We start from the raw sequence: 15,708 nt of genomic DNA on the forward strand, positions 1-15,708 counted from the left end.
TGATCGTCAGCCCTACCGCCGGAGGCCGATTCGCCGCAAGCCGGTTACCTCTGCCCCGGCCCCCCCTTGCGTCTGCCATTCCGACCCACTGGCGGCCGTGATACTCACCGTCTCGAAGTGGAAATCGCTCTATCAAGTCGGCGACGGGCAAGAGATCGGGCGCTTCCGCTAGAGCGCGCGCCATGGCTTCATTCTGGGGATCGCGGCATCCAAAATTAAAACTAAGGCGATCGACACGTTTTCCGGGCTCCCAGGTCACCGCCACGGACGCATGATCCGTAGCTCGTAATTCATTGACGTCGTTAACTTCCGATCAAATCCTGGCGTTAGGGGTTCCTGAACTTCCTCAAGGAGCGGGTCCATGCAACGTATTCTGATTGCCCTTGCAGCTACGACGATGATTGTTGGAACGGCTGCGGCGCAGACGGCTGAAACCACCACCACCGAAACCTTCGTCACCGCCAAGCCGACCGACGTGCTGAGCTACAATCTCGTCAATCTCAACGTGACCAATACTGCCAATGAATCGATCGGGGAGATCAAAGATCTGGTCCTCTCGGAAGGTCAGCTGGCTGGCTATATCGTGTCCGTCGGAGGGGTCCTCGGGATGGGCGAGCGCTACGTTGTCGTCAGCCCGAAGGCGGTCAAAATCACCTACGTCGAAACCGACAAAAAGTGGACGGCTGTGATGGATGCGACCAAGGATCAGCTCAAGGCGGCCCCGGAGTTCAAATACGAGGGCCGCTGGAAACGCTAGTTCGCAACGACGCCGGAGGTTCCGTTCCGGAACCTCAACCTTCTAAGTACGCCGCTACCGAATCCAGATCGCTTCGTGCCACCGAGATCTCGACTGAGCAGAGCGGAGCTTAATCGCTTTTCTCGAGAAAGGGTTCCTCGACGTTGTCCCCTCGGCGTCACGACCTCATCGCCAAATATCATGCCGATGAAATTGCGCGTGACACCCTCCTGCCTCTCGATTTGAACGCCGGCAGCAACCGCAAGCGTCGTTGCGAAGGCAAATACGGCATCTCTGCGAACGCGATCGCCGCCTTTCATGCCTATCCCGAGCTGTGCAGGAATTTTTGTGAAGCCATACCTGCCGTCGCGCGGTACACCGATGAAGTCGGTAGTTAAGCCGAAAGGTTCGGCTTCCGCACTCTCGCGTGCCAAGGAACCCGCAAGCACAACAACAGCGACGCGCATGAGAAGACGTTTAAGAAGTGAATTCATGGATTACCTTTTCTTCCAGCAGGCCGCGTTTTGCGGCAGCCGGAAAGCGAACACGCCCGCCATTAGAAAAAGCCCCGCACGGTGGCGGGGCAAGTCCGCATAAAGCGCGATCTTCAACGTTCTGATCACATCGGCGGCATCGACGAGACCATCGCTGGCGACCGTCTGCCGCAAGGCGTCAGGTATTTAGACCCCCTCAGCCACTCCGCGCTGCGACAGAACTTGTACCAGACTGTCGCAATCGGCGTTTTGGCCCGCAAGCAAGGTTACCGGATCAACAACTCCTACACCGACGCCCACAGCATTTGCAGCCGCCCAAGCCCAATCTTCCTGGGCTCGTTGGAGAAGTCTCGGAGCCTCCGCAGCAATGCACGCCCGTCCTGAATGGACAATCTCAGCTGATGGCACGCCCTGAAGGCGCTCGGATACTTCCGCCTGCAGCGGTCCTATGACAAGGATGGCGAAGAGATAGCTTATGAATTCGGACACTACATTCTCCCGGTTGTTCCGGGAGAGATATAAGGGTGGGTGCAGACCGGCACCAGAGGGACGAGCGTGACCTTGCGAAAGTAAACCTCTCTGAATCCGATTGAGATGATCGCAAGTTAGCGAGCGGTCAGCTCTCCTGAGCTCGCTATACTCTTCATTGCCTCGTGAACGGCCGAACAATGCCTTTCTTAAATGGCATCCATTAGCTGCGAGAACTCATTATTTATTGCTCCTCGGGGACCGGACCGATCTCTGAATTTCCACTAGTCTCGTTGGCAACTCGCCTCATTGCGCGCGCCAGGCGCCGGATTCGGAGCGCCCGATTCATTTCACCACCAAATATGAGAACCAATGCCGCCAAATAGATGAAGTACAACGCTGCTATTACACCGGCGATTCCGGCGTAGTAGCTTGCATAATCGGCAAAGCGGGCAAGATACCACGAGAAAATTATCGCCAACGATAACCAGACCAGAACTGTGAAGAACACACCAGGCCATATATTGGAAAAGTGTGTCCGGCGTGCAGGCAGAACGATATGTGCTGCGAACAGCGCCACCGTCAGAATAGCGGCAGCGGATGGATATCGCATCATTTCGAATGCCGAAAACGTAGGCTGGAACCCGGGAAGAAGCCGATTAGCCAGCGAACCCAATAAGGGGGCCAGCACCAACAGGTAAGCGACGATGACGAATACGAGCCCACCTCCGACCACCACCAGGACCTGAAGGATATAGATCCACAGAACAGATCGATGTTCCTTAATGTCGTACGCGCGGTTGAGTCCCACACGGACGCTGTCGACCCCACCTACCGCAAACCATATTGTGAGAAAGATGCCGATCCCGGCTATGCCGCCGCGCCGTTCTGTGACCACAGCGCGAACCTCCGAAACCAGTGTGTCCACCAATGGGGCCGGAACGATCGCAATTAAAAATTCGATAAGCCGACTCGCCATTCCGGGATCGCCTATGAAAGCAGTAAGCGAGCTGATAAAAATCAGAAAGGGAAACATCGCCAACACGGGTCGAAAGGCGATATTTCCCGCCAGAGACATTGCCTCGTCGTCCCAGAGCCGAAGCACCGCTTCACGCAGGACCGCTTGTGCCGAGCGCCAGCCGCGACCTCGTAACAATTCAGTCGCATCTTCGCTGAGAATGCCAGAATGGCTGTTGCCTTCATACAGTCGGCCGCCAGGATCATCACTCAAAAGGTTCACTCGAGCCTGTCGATAGACTACCCTTCGGGCGCGGACGATTTATGGGGTTGATACGCTGACAAAGTGCGGGCGTCTTCACAGCTAGGCGATCGGGGCTACAAAAGGGATGCCCATCGATGGGTGAGACACGAGCGCAACCGATAAGCACCATCGTCATCATTATCTCCCAAAAATGCAGAAATACGGCTCGGAAATGCCATTTCAAGCCGATCACCACGGCCTTCTGATCTTTTTTCTTTTCTCATTTTGGCTTGGGAAACGGACGAGCCGAAGGTGGCAATTTCGGTCATGAGAGCTGATGGGCTGCTATGCAGCTGCGCCGAAATTTCCAGCACTGAGCGGCCGGACCTGCTTTTTCACCAAGTTCCTATGAAGGCCGCACCTGCCAGCAGCGCACCGGTTTGAATGTTCGCCGAAACGGTCAGGGAGCGCTGTGCCTGAAACTAATCGTTGCGCGTGTGCCCTGACCCGGAGTGGAGATCACTTGGAGATCAGCTTTAGAGTTTTCGCGCAGCGATTGCGCGATCAACTCGCCAAGCTTGCCGTGTTTGGGCCAAGTCTCCCCCTCAGGGAGACCTATTCCGTCGTCCGCAACGATCACACGATAAGCACCATCCTCAAAGGTGCTTCGCAGTGTGATTACCCCTCCTTCTCGCCCGGTGAAAGCATGCTTGAGCGCATTGGTGAGCAGTTCGTTGACGACCAGCCCAGTTGGCATGGCGACGTTAATCGAAACAGGATAGGGGTCAATTTTCATTGTCAAGGCTGACCCCATCGCAAGCGTTCGACGCCATGACGGCCGATGCGATCTGACTGATATAGATGCCAAGATCGACATTCTGGCCGCTCTCTCCCCTTGCCAGGGCCTGATACAGGGTCGTCAGTGCTTCAACCCGGCCGGCCAACCTTTCGAAGGACCGTGTGTCTGGGGCCGGGTTGCTGCGTGCTTCGAGGCGGATTAGTGTCGTTATCATCTGAAGGTTGTTCTTCACACGATGTTGCAGCTCCCGAAGTAGGAGATCCTGCTCTTTGATACGATTTTCGAGCTCCTCGCGTTCGGCCTGCTTGTGCTCGGTCACATCCACAAGTGCGACGAGGCGGAAACACGGCGTTCCCTCATCGTCTTCAACCACGCTTGAATAAACGTCGATTATGATCGTCGTGTCCCCCGCACTTCTTTTGAAGGTTCCAACGCGATCGGTCTGAATGACGACGGCTTGACCGAGCGATGACACCTCCTGCGCGACGGCAGCCTCTGCTTCAAGCACGCCCCACTCTCTGTTCTCAACCTCCGCCGCGGTCAACCCTGAGAGGCTCTCGAACTCAGGGTTGGCGTAGATGATCCGCTCGCCCCGACTACCAATTTTAGAGATGACGAGAGCGATCGGCACTTGATCGAGAAATCGTTTGAATTGTTTGTTTTCGAGAGCTTCCGCCATATCGGCATTGCCGAGAAGTCGGTCGACTTGTTCAGGCAAATGGTCGGAGGTCATTTCGAGTCCCCAGTTAGGAATAGAAGTGTAACAGAAACATCGAAGTGCCAAAATGCGTCAGGAGCAATATCGGCGTGCGCTGGTATCATGACGCCGTCGTTTGATACTCGACACAAGAAGCCCCCAATTATCCCTAACAAAGTATGGTTTTTGGAGTTATGGCGGCTCTGCGACATGTACAAGGTCCGCTCCGGGGCCTCGGCGTGAATTTGCGCGCCGAACGAACTTCAGCTCGGGGTCGCACGAGACCTTCGGTCATCCAGATTTGCGGTCGTGGATCGAGCGGCCGCCTCCCCTCGCCCTCTTCGCGCCGTGAATACACGCCGCGACCGAATCCAGATCGGTTCTGCCACCGAAGGGGATCGATCTCGACCGGACAGAGCGGAGCTCAATCGCTTTTTTCGCCGAGCGTATCGGCCACATAGGCGTCGCGCTCGCCCATTTTCTGGGGCTGGCCAGTCGTGGAATCGCGCGCCGTCTGGTGTTCCAATTCGGCGTTGAGCTCCGCCCCGATGATGATGATCATCGTCGATACCCAAATCCACAGCATGAAGCCGATCAATGCGCCCATTGCGCCGTAGGTCGCGTTATAGTCCGCGAAGTTATCGATGTAGAATGAAAACAGAAGCGACGCTGGGAACCAGCAGAGCGTGCTGAACGCCGCGCCCCAAGTGAGCCACCTCAGCTTCGGTGGATCTCGATCGGGCCCGTATCGGTAAACCAGGGCTATGGCGGCGCCAATCAGCAGCAAGAGCACGGGCCAGCGCGCAATCCTTGCGAGCCTTTCGAGCCATTGGTCGAGCGGCAGAAAGGCAAGGGCTGCCGGCAAAACCGCGATGGCAGCGATCAGCACGGCCGTGATCAGGAGACCACCCGCCGTAAAGCCAAGGGTAAGCAGCGTCAGTCGGATGAAACCGCGCTCTTCGACTTCGTCATAGGCGATGTTCATCGCCTCGAAGAGTGCTGCCACCCCGTTACGTGCACTCCAGAGTGCGATGAGCAGCCCGGCAATGAAGCCGATGCTCAGACTGGAGGTCTTCTGTGACGTGATGGCCTGCAACTGATCCGTCACAAGCTGAAGTGATTGCGCCGGCAGGATGCCCGCCAAAAAAGTGATCTGCTCGCCAATGGCGGCCGGGTCGGAAATGAGGCCGTAGATAGATACCAGCGAGGTCAGTGCCGGAAACAGGGCGAGAAGAATGTAGAATGTAACGCCGGCCGCGACGAGCGCCACCCGGTCTTCGCTGACCTGCGAGACCACGCGCCAGAAAATGTCACGCAGGCCGCGCGCCGGGATGTCGCCGGGGGTAGCAGCGGTCCGTCCCCTCCCCGGATCCTCCCGTTCCGCAGCCTCTTCTTGGTTTTCGTGGGGATTCATTTTACGACCTCATAGCCGAGCGTTCCAAAGAAGTGGCCACTCGGCTCGCGCGGTGGGCTCGATGCTTTCTGGCTAGTGAGTTTCCATACAAACGGGCCACTGTATGCCTTGTTCCGTGGGTACGCGGGGTGAGGACAGGTGAAAGATTTCTGGCCTCAGATCGAATGCACGAAGGAAATTGTCTACCGAGGTCGTAATGCCGTGCCTCCCGTGCTCTGCGGGTGCGGGAACATTTTCCTGCCGGCACCGTTCAACGCGGCAAATGTCGCGGCGAGCTCCCGTGAGGCGGCCATGGATATGAGGAAAGCAGGCAAAGCGCGGCTGTTTTTGGCGGTTCCTGAACTGCGTGAAAGCGCCTGGATGAGTGGCGATCTGGTCTTCATGAAGCTCTGCGAGGAATACAAGCGTGCATGTCTACGTCGCGACGCTCTTCGATGTTCCGTGCGTAGCGACGACTCGGCGCTGATTGTGACCGAGCAGCAGTGTCATGATTTGGAAGCTGCTACCATCGACTACGTCAGAGCACACGTCAGTTTCCCAGGTCTCGTTTAATCGACGGCGGGACGACGGGTTATCTTTGGCGTCTCTCAGAGCGACGGCGGTTCGCTCTACGGGCGATAATGAAGACGGCCTGCCAACTCTGACGCGTGAACTCGCTGCTGATTTGTCGCACTTTTCGAATTTACCCTTCAAATTCAAGGATTTCGGTAGTGAAACCTTATGCTACCCGTAAGTTTGGGTAAGGGGCGACTAATTGGACAGGATGCGGATTCACACGTCATCAAGCCAGGCCAGGTGAAGGTGTGCTCTTCCAGTCGCTTATAGGCCATCACCATGCCGCTGCCGTCCCAGTAGATCAGCCTTAACCGGTCCGCCTTGCGTGATCGGAACACGAATACTGTTCCGGTGAACGGGTCCTTGCGCAGCTCGTTCTTCACCAGCGCCGCCAACCCGTCATGGCCTTTGCGGAAGTCCACCGGCTTCGTCGCCACCATGATCCGAACGCGGTTCGACGGAAAGATCATGCCGAGACCGCTAACGCACGCGCGATGGCTTCGGCGGCGCTTCGCTCGTCCGCCGTTGGGGCCGCATCGGCACTCGCGGCAAGGAGCGCGTTGATCTGTTCGAGGACGAGCGGCAAGCTATCGGACACTTCCTTCTCTTGGCTCGCCAGAAGCGAGCGCGCGGTTACAGGCCTCAACCACGCCTTTGAGCTTCCAAGTGTCGAAGCTTCTCCGTCATGCAATGGAAGCGAAAGCCCAGAGTATCGTTTCTGGTTCGGGCTTTTCCTGAAGCTGATGAAGCGCGAGCACATAGGCTGGGCTTGAGGCTCACGTGTCGGCTAACTGAGGAATGCTTCAGCGGGGGTTCGCGGCAGGCCAGGCATATTCCCGATAGAAGGTGCGCAGCCACGTGCAGGATCGACTCGATGAGTCTGCCGACCGATTTCATTGTAGAGCTGATCAGGGCGGCAAACGAGGTCGATCGCCTGACGGACTAGAGATAAGCAGACTCTTTGATCGCTTCATAGACGCTGTCCGCGACATGCGCGAGCAGACTGGCAGCGTAGGAACCGCCATAGTGCACGGGCCTTCTAATCGATCTGCGGACACGCTGGGCCGATCGTTGGGTTGTTCGCTAGCGCGGCCACAGCGATCGGCCGTCGAAGAACCAAGCTGCGCGTTCCTGCCCGTTTAGCAGCAGGCGCTCGATCATCGACCTGGAGCGGTCCAGCTTTGAGGGATAGTCTAGGTCACCCTCGAGTTCGACGACTCGGATGTTGATAGTTTTGTAGCGTGCGCCGAGCGATGGATACTCGGCGAGCAGCTCATTGATTTTCGTAATGAAATACAATTCCTGACTGAGCGCCAGGTTGCCAGACAGCTCATTGCGGCGATCGATGATCTCTGGCATCGCCCGTGGCTCGTGTTTCCGCTGCTGTGGGTTGATCTGCACTACCCAGATTTCGTCGGGTCGCTCCGGCAATTCGGTGAATTCGCGCACAGGCGGATTGCGGCTGAATAGCCCATCCCAGAAGAGAGTGCCGTGAGCCTGCACGGCACGGAAGAGCGGAGGAACCGCGGCCGAAGCGAGCAGCTCATCATAGGTCAAGCTCTCGCCTTCAAATGCCACGCCCAAGCCGCGAATGATGTCCGTAGCCCCAATCAGGAGCTTCGGCGTCGCGCGACTATGCGGCTCGCTTGGCAACGACGCAAGGTCGAGGTGACGACTGAGAAGCTCGCGCAGCCGCGGCTCGGCCACAGGACTATAGAAGTAAGGGCTGATCTCGGCGCTGACCGGGAGACGCGCCGACGACACCGCCCAGAAATTGGCCACCGCATCAAGGATGTCATGCACCTCGAGGTCACGCCAAAAATCCATCAGCCGGCGCCCAGCCTCGTCCGCCCCACTGCGGATCAAGCCGGACCACACCAACGCGGCGCACATCGCGCCGCCGGACGTCCCACTCAAGGCAATGAGCTGATAACGATCACGAAACTCAGGCGCCAGTAGGCCACTCAGCACGCCGGCCGCAAAGGCAGCATGGCTACCTCCTCCTTGGCAGGCTATTGCGATTTTAGGAGCCAGCGACATGAGAATCACAACTCTCGTTACGTTCGTTAACTTACGTGCCCGCGATAGTAGCGGCGGTGCTTGTCGAAGACTAGATCACAGCCTATTCAATTCGCTCGTTCGGCGATTCTGTCTGCGCCTAAACCAAAGGTAGGGCCCCCGCCGAACTCATCGATGTCAAAGATTCCGCCGGCTGGTCTCGGTGGCACTGGCCAACAAGACAGCGCGTATTGCCTGGGCATTGCTGGCGCGCAACCAAGCCTATGTCGCTTGCGCTGGCGCCACATAACAGGATCTTCCGTTCGGCAATACGGAGTAGCAAGCTGGACGGTAGGTAGCGAGGGGTGATGAGATGTGATGGCAAAACCGGTCGAACCGGGGATTGGATTAATCCGAGATTCTCAAGGCGCATCGAGCGCGCTAATTTGATTGGAACCCGATCCGCGGACTTCATCAGGGCCTGCGGCCATATGCGCCGCCTTGCGAAGGCCAGACACATGGCTTGCACCCGACCAGCGGCATCACAGATTTTCTCTCTTGCAACAAACGGCCGCTCCACACATGAGAACCGAGGGCTCAGATTCTCCAATTAAATGCCACTGCCTGCATGAACTGCAGCATTCTCACATTTACGTGCCAAGCGACACTTCTCTCCTTGGGTACGGGGATTAGGAGCATGGCTTCCTCCTGGTCACATGTATGAGCAACCGCTAAGGAGCAACCTTGTTCCAGCCGTCGACGCCCACGCTGAGGGGTGCTTGGCTCGCCAAGATCGGCGAGCGCATATCTAAATTGCGGCCAAGCTCCTCCAAAGAAAAAACACGGAACATTTTTCGGTGCTGAGCATTATGGGACCACCAGGGCTAGCCTTTCGATCGGCGCGTCCGCTTTTTTGGGCGGGCGCTTTTTCATCGCGAGCGCTCAGCTCAATGCAGAGAACAATCCATGTCCAATCTTGCAAAGACGCCTCGCCAGTCGAGATACCAGTCAGGCGTGCATTACGACTTGGCGGAGTTCATGGCTGCTTACAATTTGACCCCGCCGGAGGCCCGCGACCTGTTCGCGCGTTTTGGTCCGTCAAAGTGCGAACTAGACTTATTGATGAAGGCGAAGCGAGCATGGGAGGACGGGAAAAAAATCCGTCAATGAAGTAAGCGGAGTCGATGTGTGTTCGGCTGTCGCAGGAACAACCGAATGGGAGAATGAAGATGGCAAAGTCCCCGAAAGACCTCAATGATCTTTTTCACGAGACGCTAAAGGACATCTACTACGCCGAGCGGCAACTGCTGAAGGCCTTGCCGAAGATGGCGCGAAGCGCCCAGTCCGCGGAACTCAAGACCGCCTTCGAGAAGCATCGCGACGAGACCGAGACACACGTCGAGCGACTGAACCAGGTGTTCGAAATCATCGGCAAACCCGCGAAGGGCAAGACCTGCGACGCAATCATCGGCATCGTCGACGAGGGCAAGGAGACGATAGAGGAATTCAAGGACACGGTCGCCCTTGACGCGGGGCTAATCTCGGCTGCCCAGGCGGCGGAACACTACGAGATCAGCCGCTACGGAACGCTGGTGACCTGGGCAAAGACACTTGGCCTCAACGATGCGGCCACTCTGCTGGCTCAGACCCTGGCCGAAGAAGAGAACACCGACAAGCTGCTCACCAAGCTAGCCGTCGCCAGTGCCAACGTAAAGGCCGCCTGACGACTTCGAAAGGCTGGACCTGCCGAATAGGCAGGTCCCAAATGCTGCTCTGCGAATTCCTTCTTAAATCTACTGAGCTCCAGCTTCATCCGTAAGCGTAGCGCAATCGCCGCGTGCCGACGGCATGCCGTCCCGAACAGACTGGCGGGACGATCTGGCAACCTCTTCGAGGCAGCGACTGTCTGATCCCTTTCGGCAGCAAGCCGGGCGGCGCGCGGCCACGGTCCACGCATCATCTACCATAGACTCGCCAAAATCAGTTTGCCGTGCGCCGAGCGCTACACCGTGCGAGATCGAAAAAACCGGCGAAAGTTCAGGAAAAATGTCAGGGAAGTCCATGCGGCCCCGAAGAGCCAACCAAGGGCCAGTGCGATTGCGGCGACAATCTCCAACAGCAGGTCCCCGAGCCGGATCGCTCCTTTGCCAAACAGCCGTATGACGCCGGCCGTCTGATCTCCCATCCCTTTTGCCAGAGACTCGAAACGGCGAAGCTCGGCAGGACTGTCGGCCCGTTCGATGACTTTGAATACCGAGCGGATACCCGCCCTCTTTTGGATGCCGCTTATGCTCGAGGAAGCGATCCGAAGCTCGTCGATTGCGGCCGGCATTAACACGCCGTGGAACTGCCTGCGGATCGCAGAGGTGTCAATCGGCCAGGCTTCCTTCACAGCCCCGTCAAGCTTCGAGAAATCGAGTTTCCTAACGTCGTCGATTGTAAGACCCGATACCGCGCTCGTCAGACGCGGCAGGCCGGAGAAAGAGACCTTCGGCGCCGGCATCGTCGTCAGGCCCTTCTTCAAGGCACCAACGTCAATGGCGTCGCCGGCCGACCGCACGAGGCGGTCCGCCAGCTTGCTACTCAGCTTGCGCGCCTTATTGGCGTTCTTCAGGACTGACGCTCCGGCATCGAACGCGCCTGTGCCTGGAGCGAGCATTGCAATTCCAAACAGGGAGGCGCCGAGAGTGAAACGGTCGTAATCGTCGCCGACGAGAAGCTTGCTGCCCTCCGTATAGGTGTCACGGACGTCGCCGAAAACGAAATAGTCGGCTGCGACTGCACCGAAGATGCTGGGTATCGAATCGACTTCACCGGAGATGAAGCCTTGGGCGAACCCCGTCGAATTCCGCCATACTGCGTCGGTCATCGGTTCAACGGTCGAGGCAATGACCTCGGGCGGAATGCGATGGCCGAGTTCCTGTCCGATCCTAACCAGATCCGCGGCATCGGAAAATTCGTCCGCTGCAATGGCGGCCCGGATTTCATTCACGAGCACTCCTGTTGAAAGGCGCTGCAGCCGGTAACGCGTGATGCTTTCTGGTTCGTGGTAGACTATCAGTGGCAATGCGCCCGCGAAGGGCGACGCGTAAAAGGCGATCATCGACCCAGTGAGAACTGTCGCCGACACCGCCAGACGTACTGCAGAATGGAGTCGACGGAGCATCTGAAGCACCGTTCGCCCGCTGTTCGCGAACGAGTTTGAGTCGAGCCATCACCATACCCTCAGCACCCCGCACTGTGATAGCTGATCGCAGTTCAAGTGTTGTTACACGATGGCAACCGAGCAGAAACGACGGCTAAATCGGCGGCCACCGGTCGCAGTTCGCAGCCCGGCTCGTGCAAGATTTGATTGCCCGCCTCGAGGGAAGCTCGAAGGCGTCGCGCCGTATGCGCTCGCCAACGCGGACCGGCTTTGGAAAAGGCCTCGGTATCATCGGAGAGCCGAAGTGTAGAGCGACAATCTGGCTGAGATCACGTATTGCCGCACGTAACGATGCTCCCCGATATTCGTACGTTGCCTCATTCATTTTGCTCCCGGGTTGGGGCGAAGGAGGCCGGGCGCGGAGATGGCAGGGGTTTCGCAGCGCCTGGCCTCCTTCGCGAGCGCCACGGCACCTCAGTGCGGCCTTGCGATTTGGTGGATCGGCGGCTCCTTGTTCAAGGTGCCAAACAGCAACGCGTCCGCCTGTTCGCTACGCCAGACCTTCAGCCGGCGCTGAAGTGTTCGAAGCAGCTTGTCGGGGTAATCGCCGGGATACTCGGCCTGCAGACGTGACAGAAGTTCACTGCCGGTTCGCCATGGTTCGGCTTCGAACCAACTTCGCAAGTCGGCGGTCGCCTTGACGAGAGGGTCAGGACGCCGCCGTCCTCTTTTGGCCTTTACAATCGGACGATCCGTCGGCCGGGTAGCTCCGTCCTTCCAGGCCGTCCGCAAACTCGCGAGGAAAAGGTCGATCGGCTGAGCTACCCCGTCAGTGCGCATGGCCGGCGGCGTGTCGGCAAGCGCAGCGAGTCGCTCCTGTAGGGCGCGAATATCGCGCAATAGCAGGACAGGATCGAGCCCTGCGTAGATTTCCTGCAGACGGGAGCGGACTGCATCTGACGTGCGAGCGTCGGCAATCAGACGCTGATGCGGCGTGGCTGGCGGACTATACGTCTTGCGCACACGAGCGCCGTCGCGCTGCTTCGCGATCAATTTGAATGATGGCTGAAAGAAGTTTACGAACAGCCGTGCTGATCGGTAGAGCTTCGCTAGCAGCGTGGCGGCCTCCAGTCCCTCGAACCGACGATATCCAACCATCCTGCGCACGACGGCGCCATTCTTCTGCTCGACAAAGGCCTGGTCGTTCTTGCGGTAGGGGCGGCAGCGCGTGAAGACAATGTTGGCGGCGTCACAATAGGCCTTCAACGTCTCGTTCATGAAGACGGTGTCGTTGTCCGTATCCAGGCCGAGAAGCGCGAAGGGCAGTTGCTTGCGCAATTCTGTGAGCACACTGCTCAACAGTGTCTGTTCGCGAACCAGCAGCGGCGCACATTCCGTCCAGCCAGTCGCGATGTCGGTGAGAACAAGGGTTTGGATGAAGCTGCCGCGAGCCGAAGGGCCGCAATGGGCGACGAGATCCGCCTCAACGAAGCCTGGCGCCGGATTGTCCCAATCCGCCGACGTTCTAATGGGAATGCTCCGTCGCAGGGCGTGCGCCGCGGGCCGCCGTCGAGGGCGTCCCAAACCCTCTCGGATCGGTCCCAGCGTCCTGTCGATCGTGGCCGCGCTCATCGCCAGCAATTTGCCGCGGATCTCAGGCGCGAGGTTAAAATGACCGTGCCGTTCCATCGCCTCGACAAGGACGGGTAGCAACGCCTTCAGCCGCTTCCCACAAACCCGATCAGACGCCTCCCACAGCAATATGAGCGCATTGCGTTCCGCTTCATCATAAACCCGCGGCCGCGCTCGCCGACCTGTAGGCTCTCTCCCGTGGCGCCGCAGCAGGCGCATCGCGTGCTTGCGGTGAAAGCCCGTGATGACGACGAACTCATCCAGAATTCTCGCCTTCTCCGTTCGCGTCGAAGCACGATAACGCTCCGAAACCGCCGCCGTCAGTTCTTTCCTCGTCGCCATGCTCAGCTGTCCCATAGTCGCCCCTGTTCATACCCCTCGGTAGGGAGCAAATTATGTGAGGCAACGGTTGAGTATTCGGGAACAGTTTCGACGAGGCAATGCGCGTCTCATCTTGGTTGTCGCGCTGCACCGAAGTGAGCGAGGTCATCCGTGCGCCCGCAACAGCCCAAAAAACGACCCCACTTACCGGTATCGCGAACGCCATGTAGCTTGAGGCCGCGGTCGGCATCTCTGCGGGCCGTCCAGCGCCTGATCGCGCGCGTGATGAGCACGACTTCCATGCCGCTCGGCGCATGTCGAAGGCAGAGCGCGCCCACCTGCCGCTCTCTTGGGTATCGCTTGAATGTTTTGTAGCTCAATACGTCGATGTCCTAGAATACCGAGGCAGGCCGCTCCAGACCCCACAGACGCATGAGCTCGTTGGGGCCTGAAATGCCCGCGTCTAGAACGTAGGGATCAGACGCTCGGCCAGTCTTTCGCTTCGAGCTTCGTACGGGCAACCCATGTCCGAAGCCCTGTAGCGAATAGAATGACACTTGGCGTTCGCTCTTTCTGTCCCATCGCACGAGCGTGCCCCACGGCTTTTTCACCGAGCGACCCATCGCGGCTTTCATGCCGATGACATCGAGCCACTGGGAGGCAGAGGCCTCGGCGTTGCCGGGATGTACGACCCTGTCGCGGGTTCCTTGCCAAATGGAAACATGCGGCCACGTCTTCTGCACGGGGGAAACAGCCCTTACAAAATTGCCCCAGTCAGCGGGCGACCGGGCGATGCCGGACTTCATCGCGCGCATGGCCGAGATCGCATCCCTGGCAGCCCCGTAAGGCATCCCAGCAAATATCGCGACACCCGAAAAGAGATTGGGGTAGATCGCGAGCAAAGCTGCTGTCAGTCCGCCGCCCGCAGAAAGTCCAGCCACATAGACACGCGATCGATCGACACGGTGACGCCTGCATGCGTGGTCAATCATTTGCCGGATCGACATGACCTCGCCGCGGTCGCGGGCGACCGCGCTTGGACGAAACCAGTTGAAGCACCGTTGCGCGTTGTTCGCCTCCCGCTGCTGCGGATAGAGGAGGAGAAAACCCGTTGAGCGGCGAGCTTGGAGAACCCGCTAGCGATATCTAAGCTCTCAGGGGTCTGCCCACATCCGTGAAGGATCACGACGAGTGCCGGCTTCGCAGGGAGCCGCCTGGGTACGAAGAGCTTCATTCCGAGGCGTCCGGGATTACTGCCAAATCCTGTTACATCCGTGAGAATAGGTTTTGGGGCTGAGGGGCGTCGTTTTTGCTGCGGTCCGACCTTCTCCGGAAGGCGCAGCAGCGACGACTCGACGAGTCGTCGAAACTTCTTCTGGGTCTTAAGTATCCGCGAAAAGGATTTTGGGAGTCTAAATGTCACTTGCACATCCTTGTGTTGACGTCCTCGACGCTCTCCCGCGGCAAGCGCCGCCATCAAAGACAATATCCTACTTAAAGGCCTCGGAGCGGAGGCGCTCGCCCGCGAGGCTGCCAGTACAAGAGGTGCCCGCTGGCTGGGGCCAAAAAACTCTTCCCCGATGTCGCATTCTAATAGCTGTTGGCGTGCATCCACCGCGGCTGTGACGATAAAAAGCGCCCGCTGATTAAGCGGGCGCAGTCGCATGGGGCCTGTTCACTCCGCTTGGTAACGATTCTGAATCGGGTCGGTTCCATCCACTTAAGCTGGTCGTCTTTTGATGGCGCTAGCCTAGGGTGCAATTGCAGTCCCTCGAGATCGACGGAGGTCGGGCAGCATCGGGCCAACAGGGGCCTGCCTTCATGCAGCAAAACACCGAAGGTGAATTGGGCGAGCGCGTGAGGAGAACATCCGAGTGGACATGCATTTCAGGATCGGACCACTTGCTCAAGTACTGCGAGCAGGCGCCGCTCCTCAGTTGGCTTGGCGACATTGGGCGCGCTTGCCATGATCTCTCCGCCGATAAGTTCCGGTTTGCTGTAAGCGCTTGCCACGACGAAGGGTACGTTCTGCGCGCGCAGCGCCTCCGCCAGCAGTGTGACGCTCCCGTCCCGTAAGGTCACATCAAGGAGTGCCACGCTAGGTAGCTCGTCGCCCAACAGACTAAGCGCCTCCTGCACCGTTGTTACCGACCCGAGCACCTGCCAGCCGCGCCGCTCAAGCAGCAGCTTGAGATCGATCGCGATCAGGAACTCGTCCTCCACGATAAGCACGGTCTTGCGCATGAGA

13 protein-coding genes and 4 pseudogenes are annotated in these 15,708 nt (G+C 58.3%); 5 read left to right on the forward strand and 12 right to left on the reverse strand.

Going from position 1 to position 15,708, the window contains the following annotated elements:
* Positions 1-361: 361 nt before the first annotated feature.
* Positions 362-757, forward strand: coding sequence for a PRC-barrel domain-containing protein (locus USDA257_RS09525; protein ID WP_014762722.1), 396 nt, complete (start codon positions 362-364; stop codon positions 755-757).
* Here the strand turns inward: USDA257_RS09525 and USDA257_RS09530 are convergent.
* From USDA257_RS09530 to USDA257_RS09550, 6 genes and pseudogenes are all read right to left on the reverse strand, one after another.
* Positions 754-1,230, reverse strand: coding sequence for a hypothetical protein (locus USDA257_RS09530; protein ID WP_041414044.1), 477 nt, complete (start codon positions 1,228-1,230; stop codon positions 754-756). The two genes, USDA257_RS09525 and USDA257_RS09530, sit on opposite strands and share 4 nt — an antisense overlap.
* A gap of 186 nt (positions 1,231-1,416) precedes the next feature.
* Positions 1,417-1,719: a hypothetical protein gene (locus tag USDA257_RS38725; protein WP_014762725.1), complete on the reverse strand. Its 303-nt coding sequence runs from the start codon at positions 1,717-1,719 to the stop codon at positions 1,417-1,419.
* Positions 1,720-1,942: 223 nt separating this feature from the next.
* Positions 1,943-2,929 carry a YihY/virulence factor BrkB family protein gene (locus tag USDA257_RS09540; protein WP_223843410.1) on the reverse strand — a complete coding sequence of 329 codons (987 nt, stop codon included), beginning with the start codon at positions 2,927-2,929 and terminating at the stop codon, positions 1,943-1,945.
* A 104-nt stretch (positions 2,930-3,033) separates the two neighbouring features.
* The gene (locus tag USDA257_RS35960) at positions 3,034-3,228 is read right to left on the reverse strand and encodes a hypothetical protein (RefSeq protein ID WP_014762726.1); all 195 of its coding nucleotides are present in this window, start codon (positions 3,226-3,228) and stop codon (positions 3,034-3,036) included.
* Positions 3,229-3,359: 131 nt separating this feature from the next.
* A pseudogene (locus USDA257_RS09545) lies at positions 3,360-4,431 on the reverse strand (sensor histidine kinase).
* Positions 4,432-4,819: 388 nt separating this feature from the next.
* Positions 4,820-5,809 carry a YihY/virulence factor BrkB family protein gene (locus USDA257_RS09550; RefSeq protein WP_014762728.1) on the reverse strand — a complete coding sequence of 330 codons (990 nt, stop codon included), beginning with the start codon at positions 5,807-5,809 and terminating at the stop codon, positions 4,820-4,822.
* A gap of 138 nt (positions 5,810-5,947) precedes the next feature.
* Here USDA257_RS09550 and USDA257_RS38730 point away from each other — a divergent pair, with 138 nt between their 5' ends.
* Positions 5,948-6,361, forward strand: coding sequence for a hypothetical protein (locus USDA257_RS38730; RefSeq protein ID WP_370055979.1), 414 nt, complete (start codon positions 5,948-5,950; stop codon positions 6,359-6,361).
* A 236-nt stretch (positions 6,362-6,597) separates the two neighbouring features.
* Here USDA257_RS38730 and tnpB read toward each other — a convergent pair.
* Positions 6,598-6,834 (reverse strand): annotated as a pseudogene (gene tnpB / locus USDA257_RS09560) (IS66 family insertion sequence element accessory protein TnpB); the annotation flags it as partial.
* Between the two features lie 23 nt (positions 6,835-6,857).
* Here tnpB and USDA257_RS35430 point away from each other — a divergent pair.
* Positions 6,858-7,022: pseudogene (locus USDA257_RS35430) on the forward strand (WGR domain-containing protein); the annotation flags it as partial.
* A gap of 425 nt (positions 7,023-7,447) precedes the next feature.
* Here the strand turns inward: USDA257_RS35430 and USDA257_RS09570 are convergent.
* Positions 7,448-8,404: a patatin-like phospholipase family protein gene (locus USDA257_RS09570; RefSeq protein WP_014762732.1), complete on the reverse strand. Its 957-nt coding sequence runs from the start codon at positions 8,402-8,404 to the stop codon at positions 7,448-7,450.
* A 924-nt stretch (positions 8,405-9,328) separates the two neighbouring features.
* On the opposite strand from USDA257_RS09570, the gene USDA257_RS09575 reads away from it, so the two are divergent.
* Both USDA257_RS09575 and USDA257_RS09580 read left to right on the forward strand, forming a co-directional pair.
* Positions 9,329-9,532, forward strand: a complete 204-nt coding sequence (locus tag USDA257_RS09575) for a hypothetical protein (protein WP_041414046.1) — start codon at positions 9,329-9,331, stop codon at positions 9,530-9,532.
* 59 nt (positions 9,533-9,591) lie between these two features.
* Positions 9,592-10,086, forward strand: a complete 495-nt coding sequence (locus tag USDA257_RS09580) for a YciE/YciF ferroxidase family protein (protein ID WP_014762733.1) — start codon at positions 9,592-9,594, stop codon at positions 10,084-10,086.
* Between the two features lie 278 nt (positions 10,087-10,364).
* Here the strand turns inward: USDA257_RS09580 and USDA257_RS09585 are convergent, their stop codons facing one another.
* From USDA257_RS09585 to USDA257_RS09600, 4 genes and pseudogenes are all read right to left on the reverse strand, one after another.
* On the reverse strand, positions 10,365-11,354 hold the full coding sequence (locus USDA257_RS09585; protein WP_223843411.1) for a transcriptional regulator: 990 nt from the start codon (positions 11,352-11,354) through the stop codon (positions 10,365-10,367).
* A 627-nt stretch (positions 11,355-11,981) separates the two neighbouring features.
* Positions 11,982-13,496, reverse strand: a complete 1,515-nt coding sequence (locus tag USDA257_RS09590; protein ID WP_041414048.1) for an integrase — start codon at positions 13,494-13,496, stop codon at positions 11,982-11,984.
* A gap of 356 nt (positions 13,497-13,852) precedes the next feature.
* Positions 13,853-14,518 (reverse strand): annotated as a pseudogene (locus tag USDA257_RS38505) (extracellular catalytic domain type 1 short-chain-length polyhydroxyalkanoate depolymerase); the annotation flags it as partial.
* An 829-nt stretch (positions 14,519-15,347) separates the two neighbouring features.
* Positions 15,348-15,704, reverse strand: a complete 357-nt coding sequence (locus tag USDA257_RS09600; RefSeq protein WP_014762737.1) for a response regulator — start codon at positions 15,702-15,704, stop codon at positions 15,348-15,350.
* Positions 15,705-15,708: the final 4 nt, after the last annotated feature.

Source organism: Sinorhizobium fredii USDA 257, assembly GCF_000265205.3.
GTDB classification, from domain to species: domain Bacteria; phylum Pseudomonadota; class Alphaproteobacteria; order Rhizobiales; family Rhizobiaceae; genus Sinorhizobium; species Sinorhizobium fredii_B.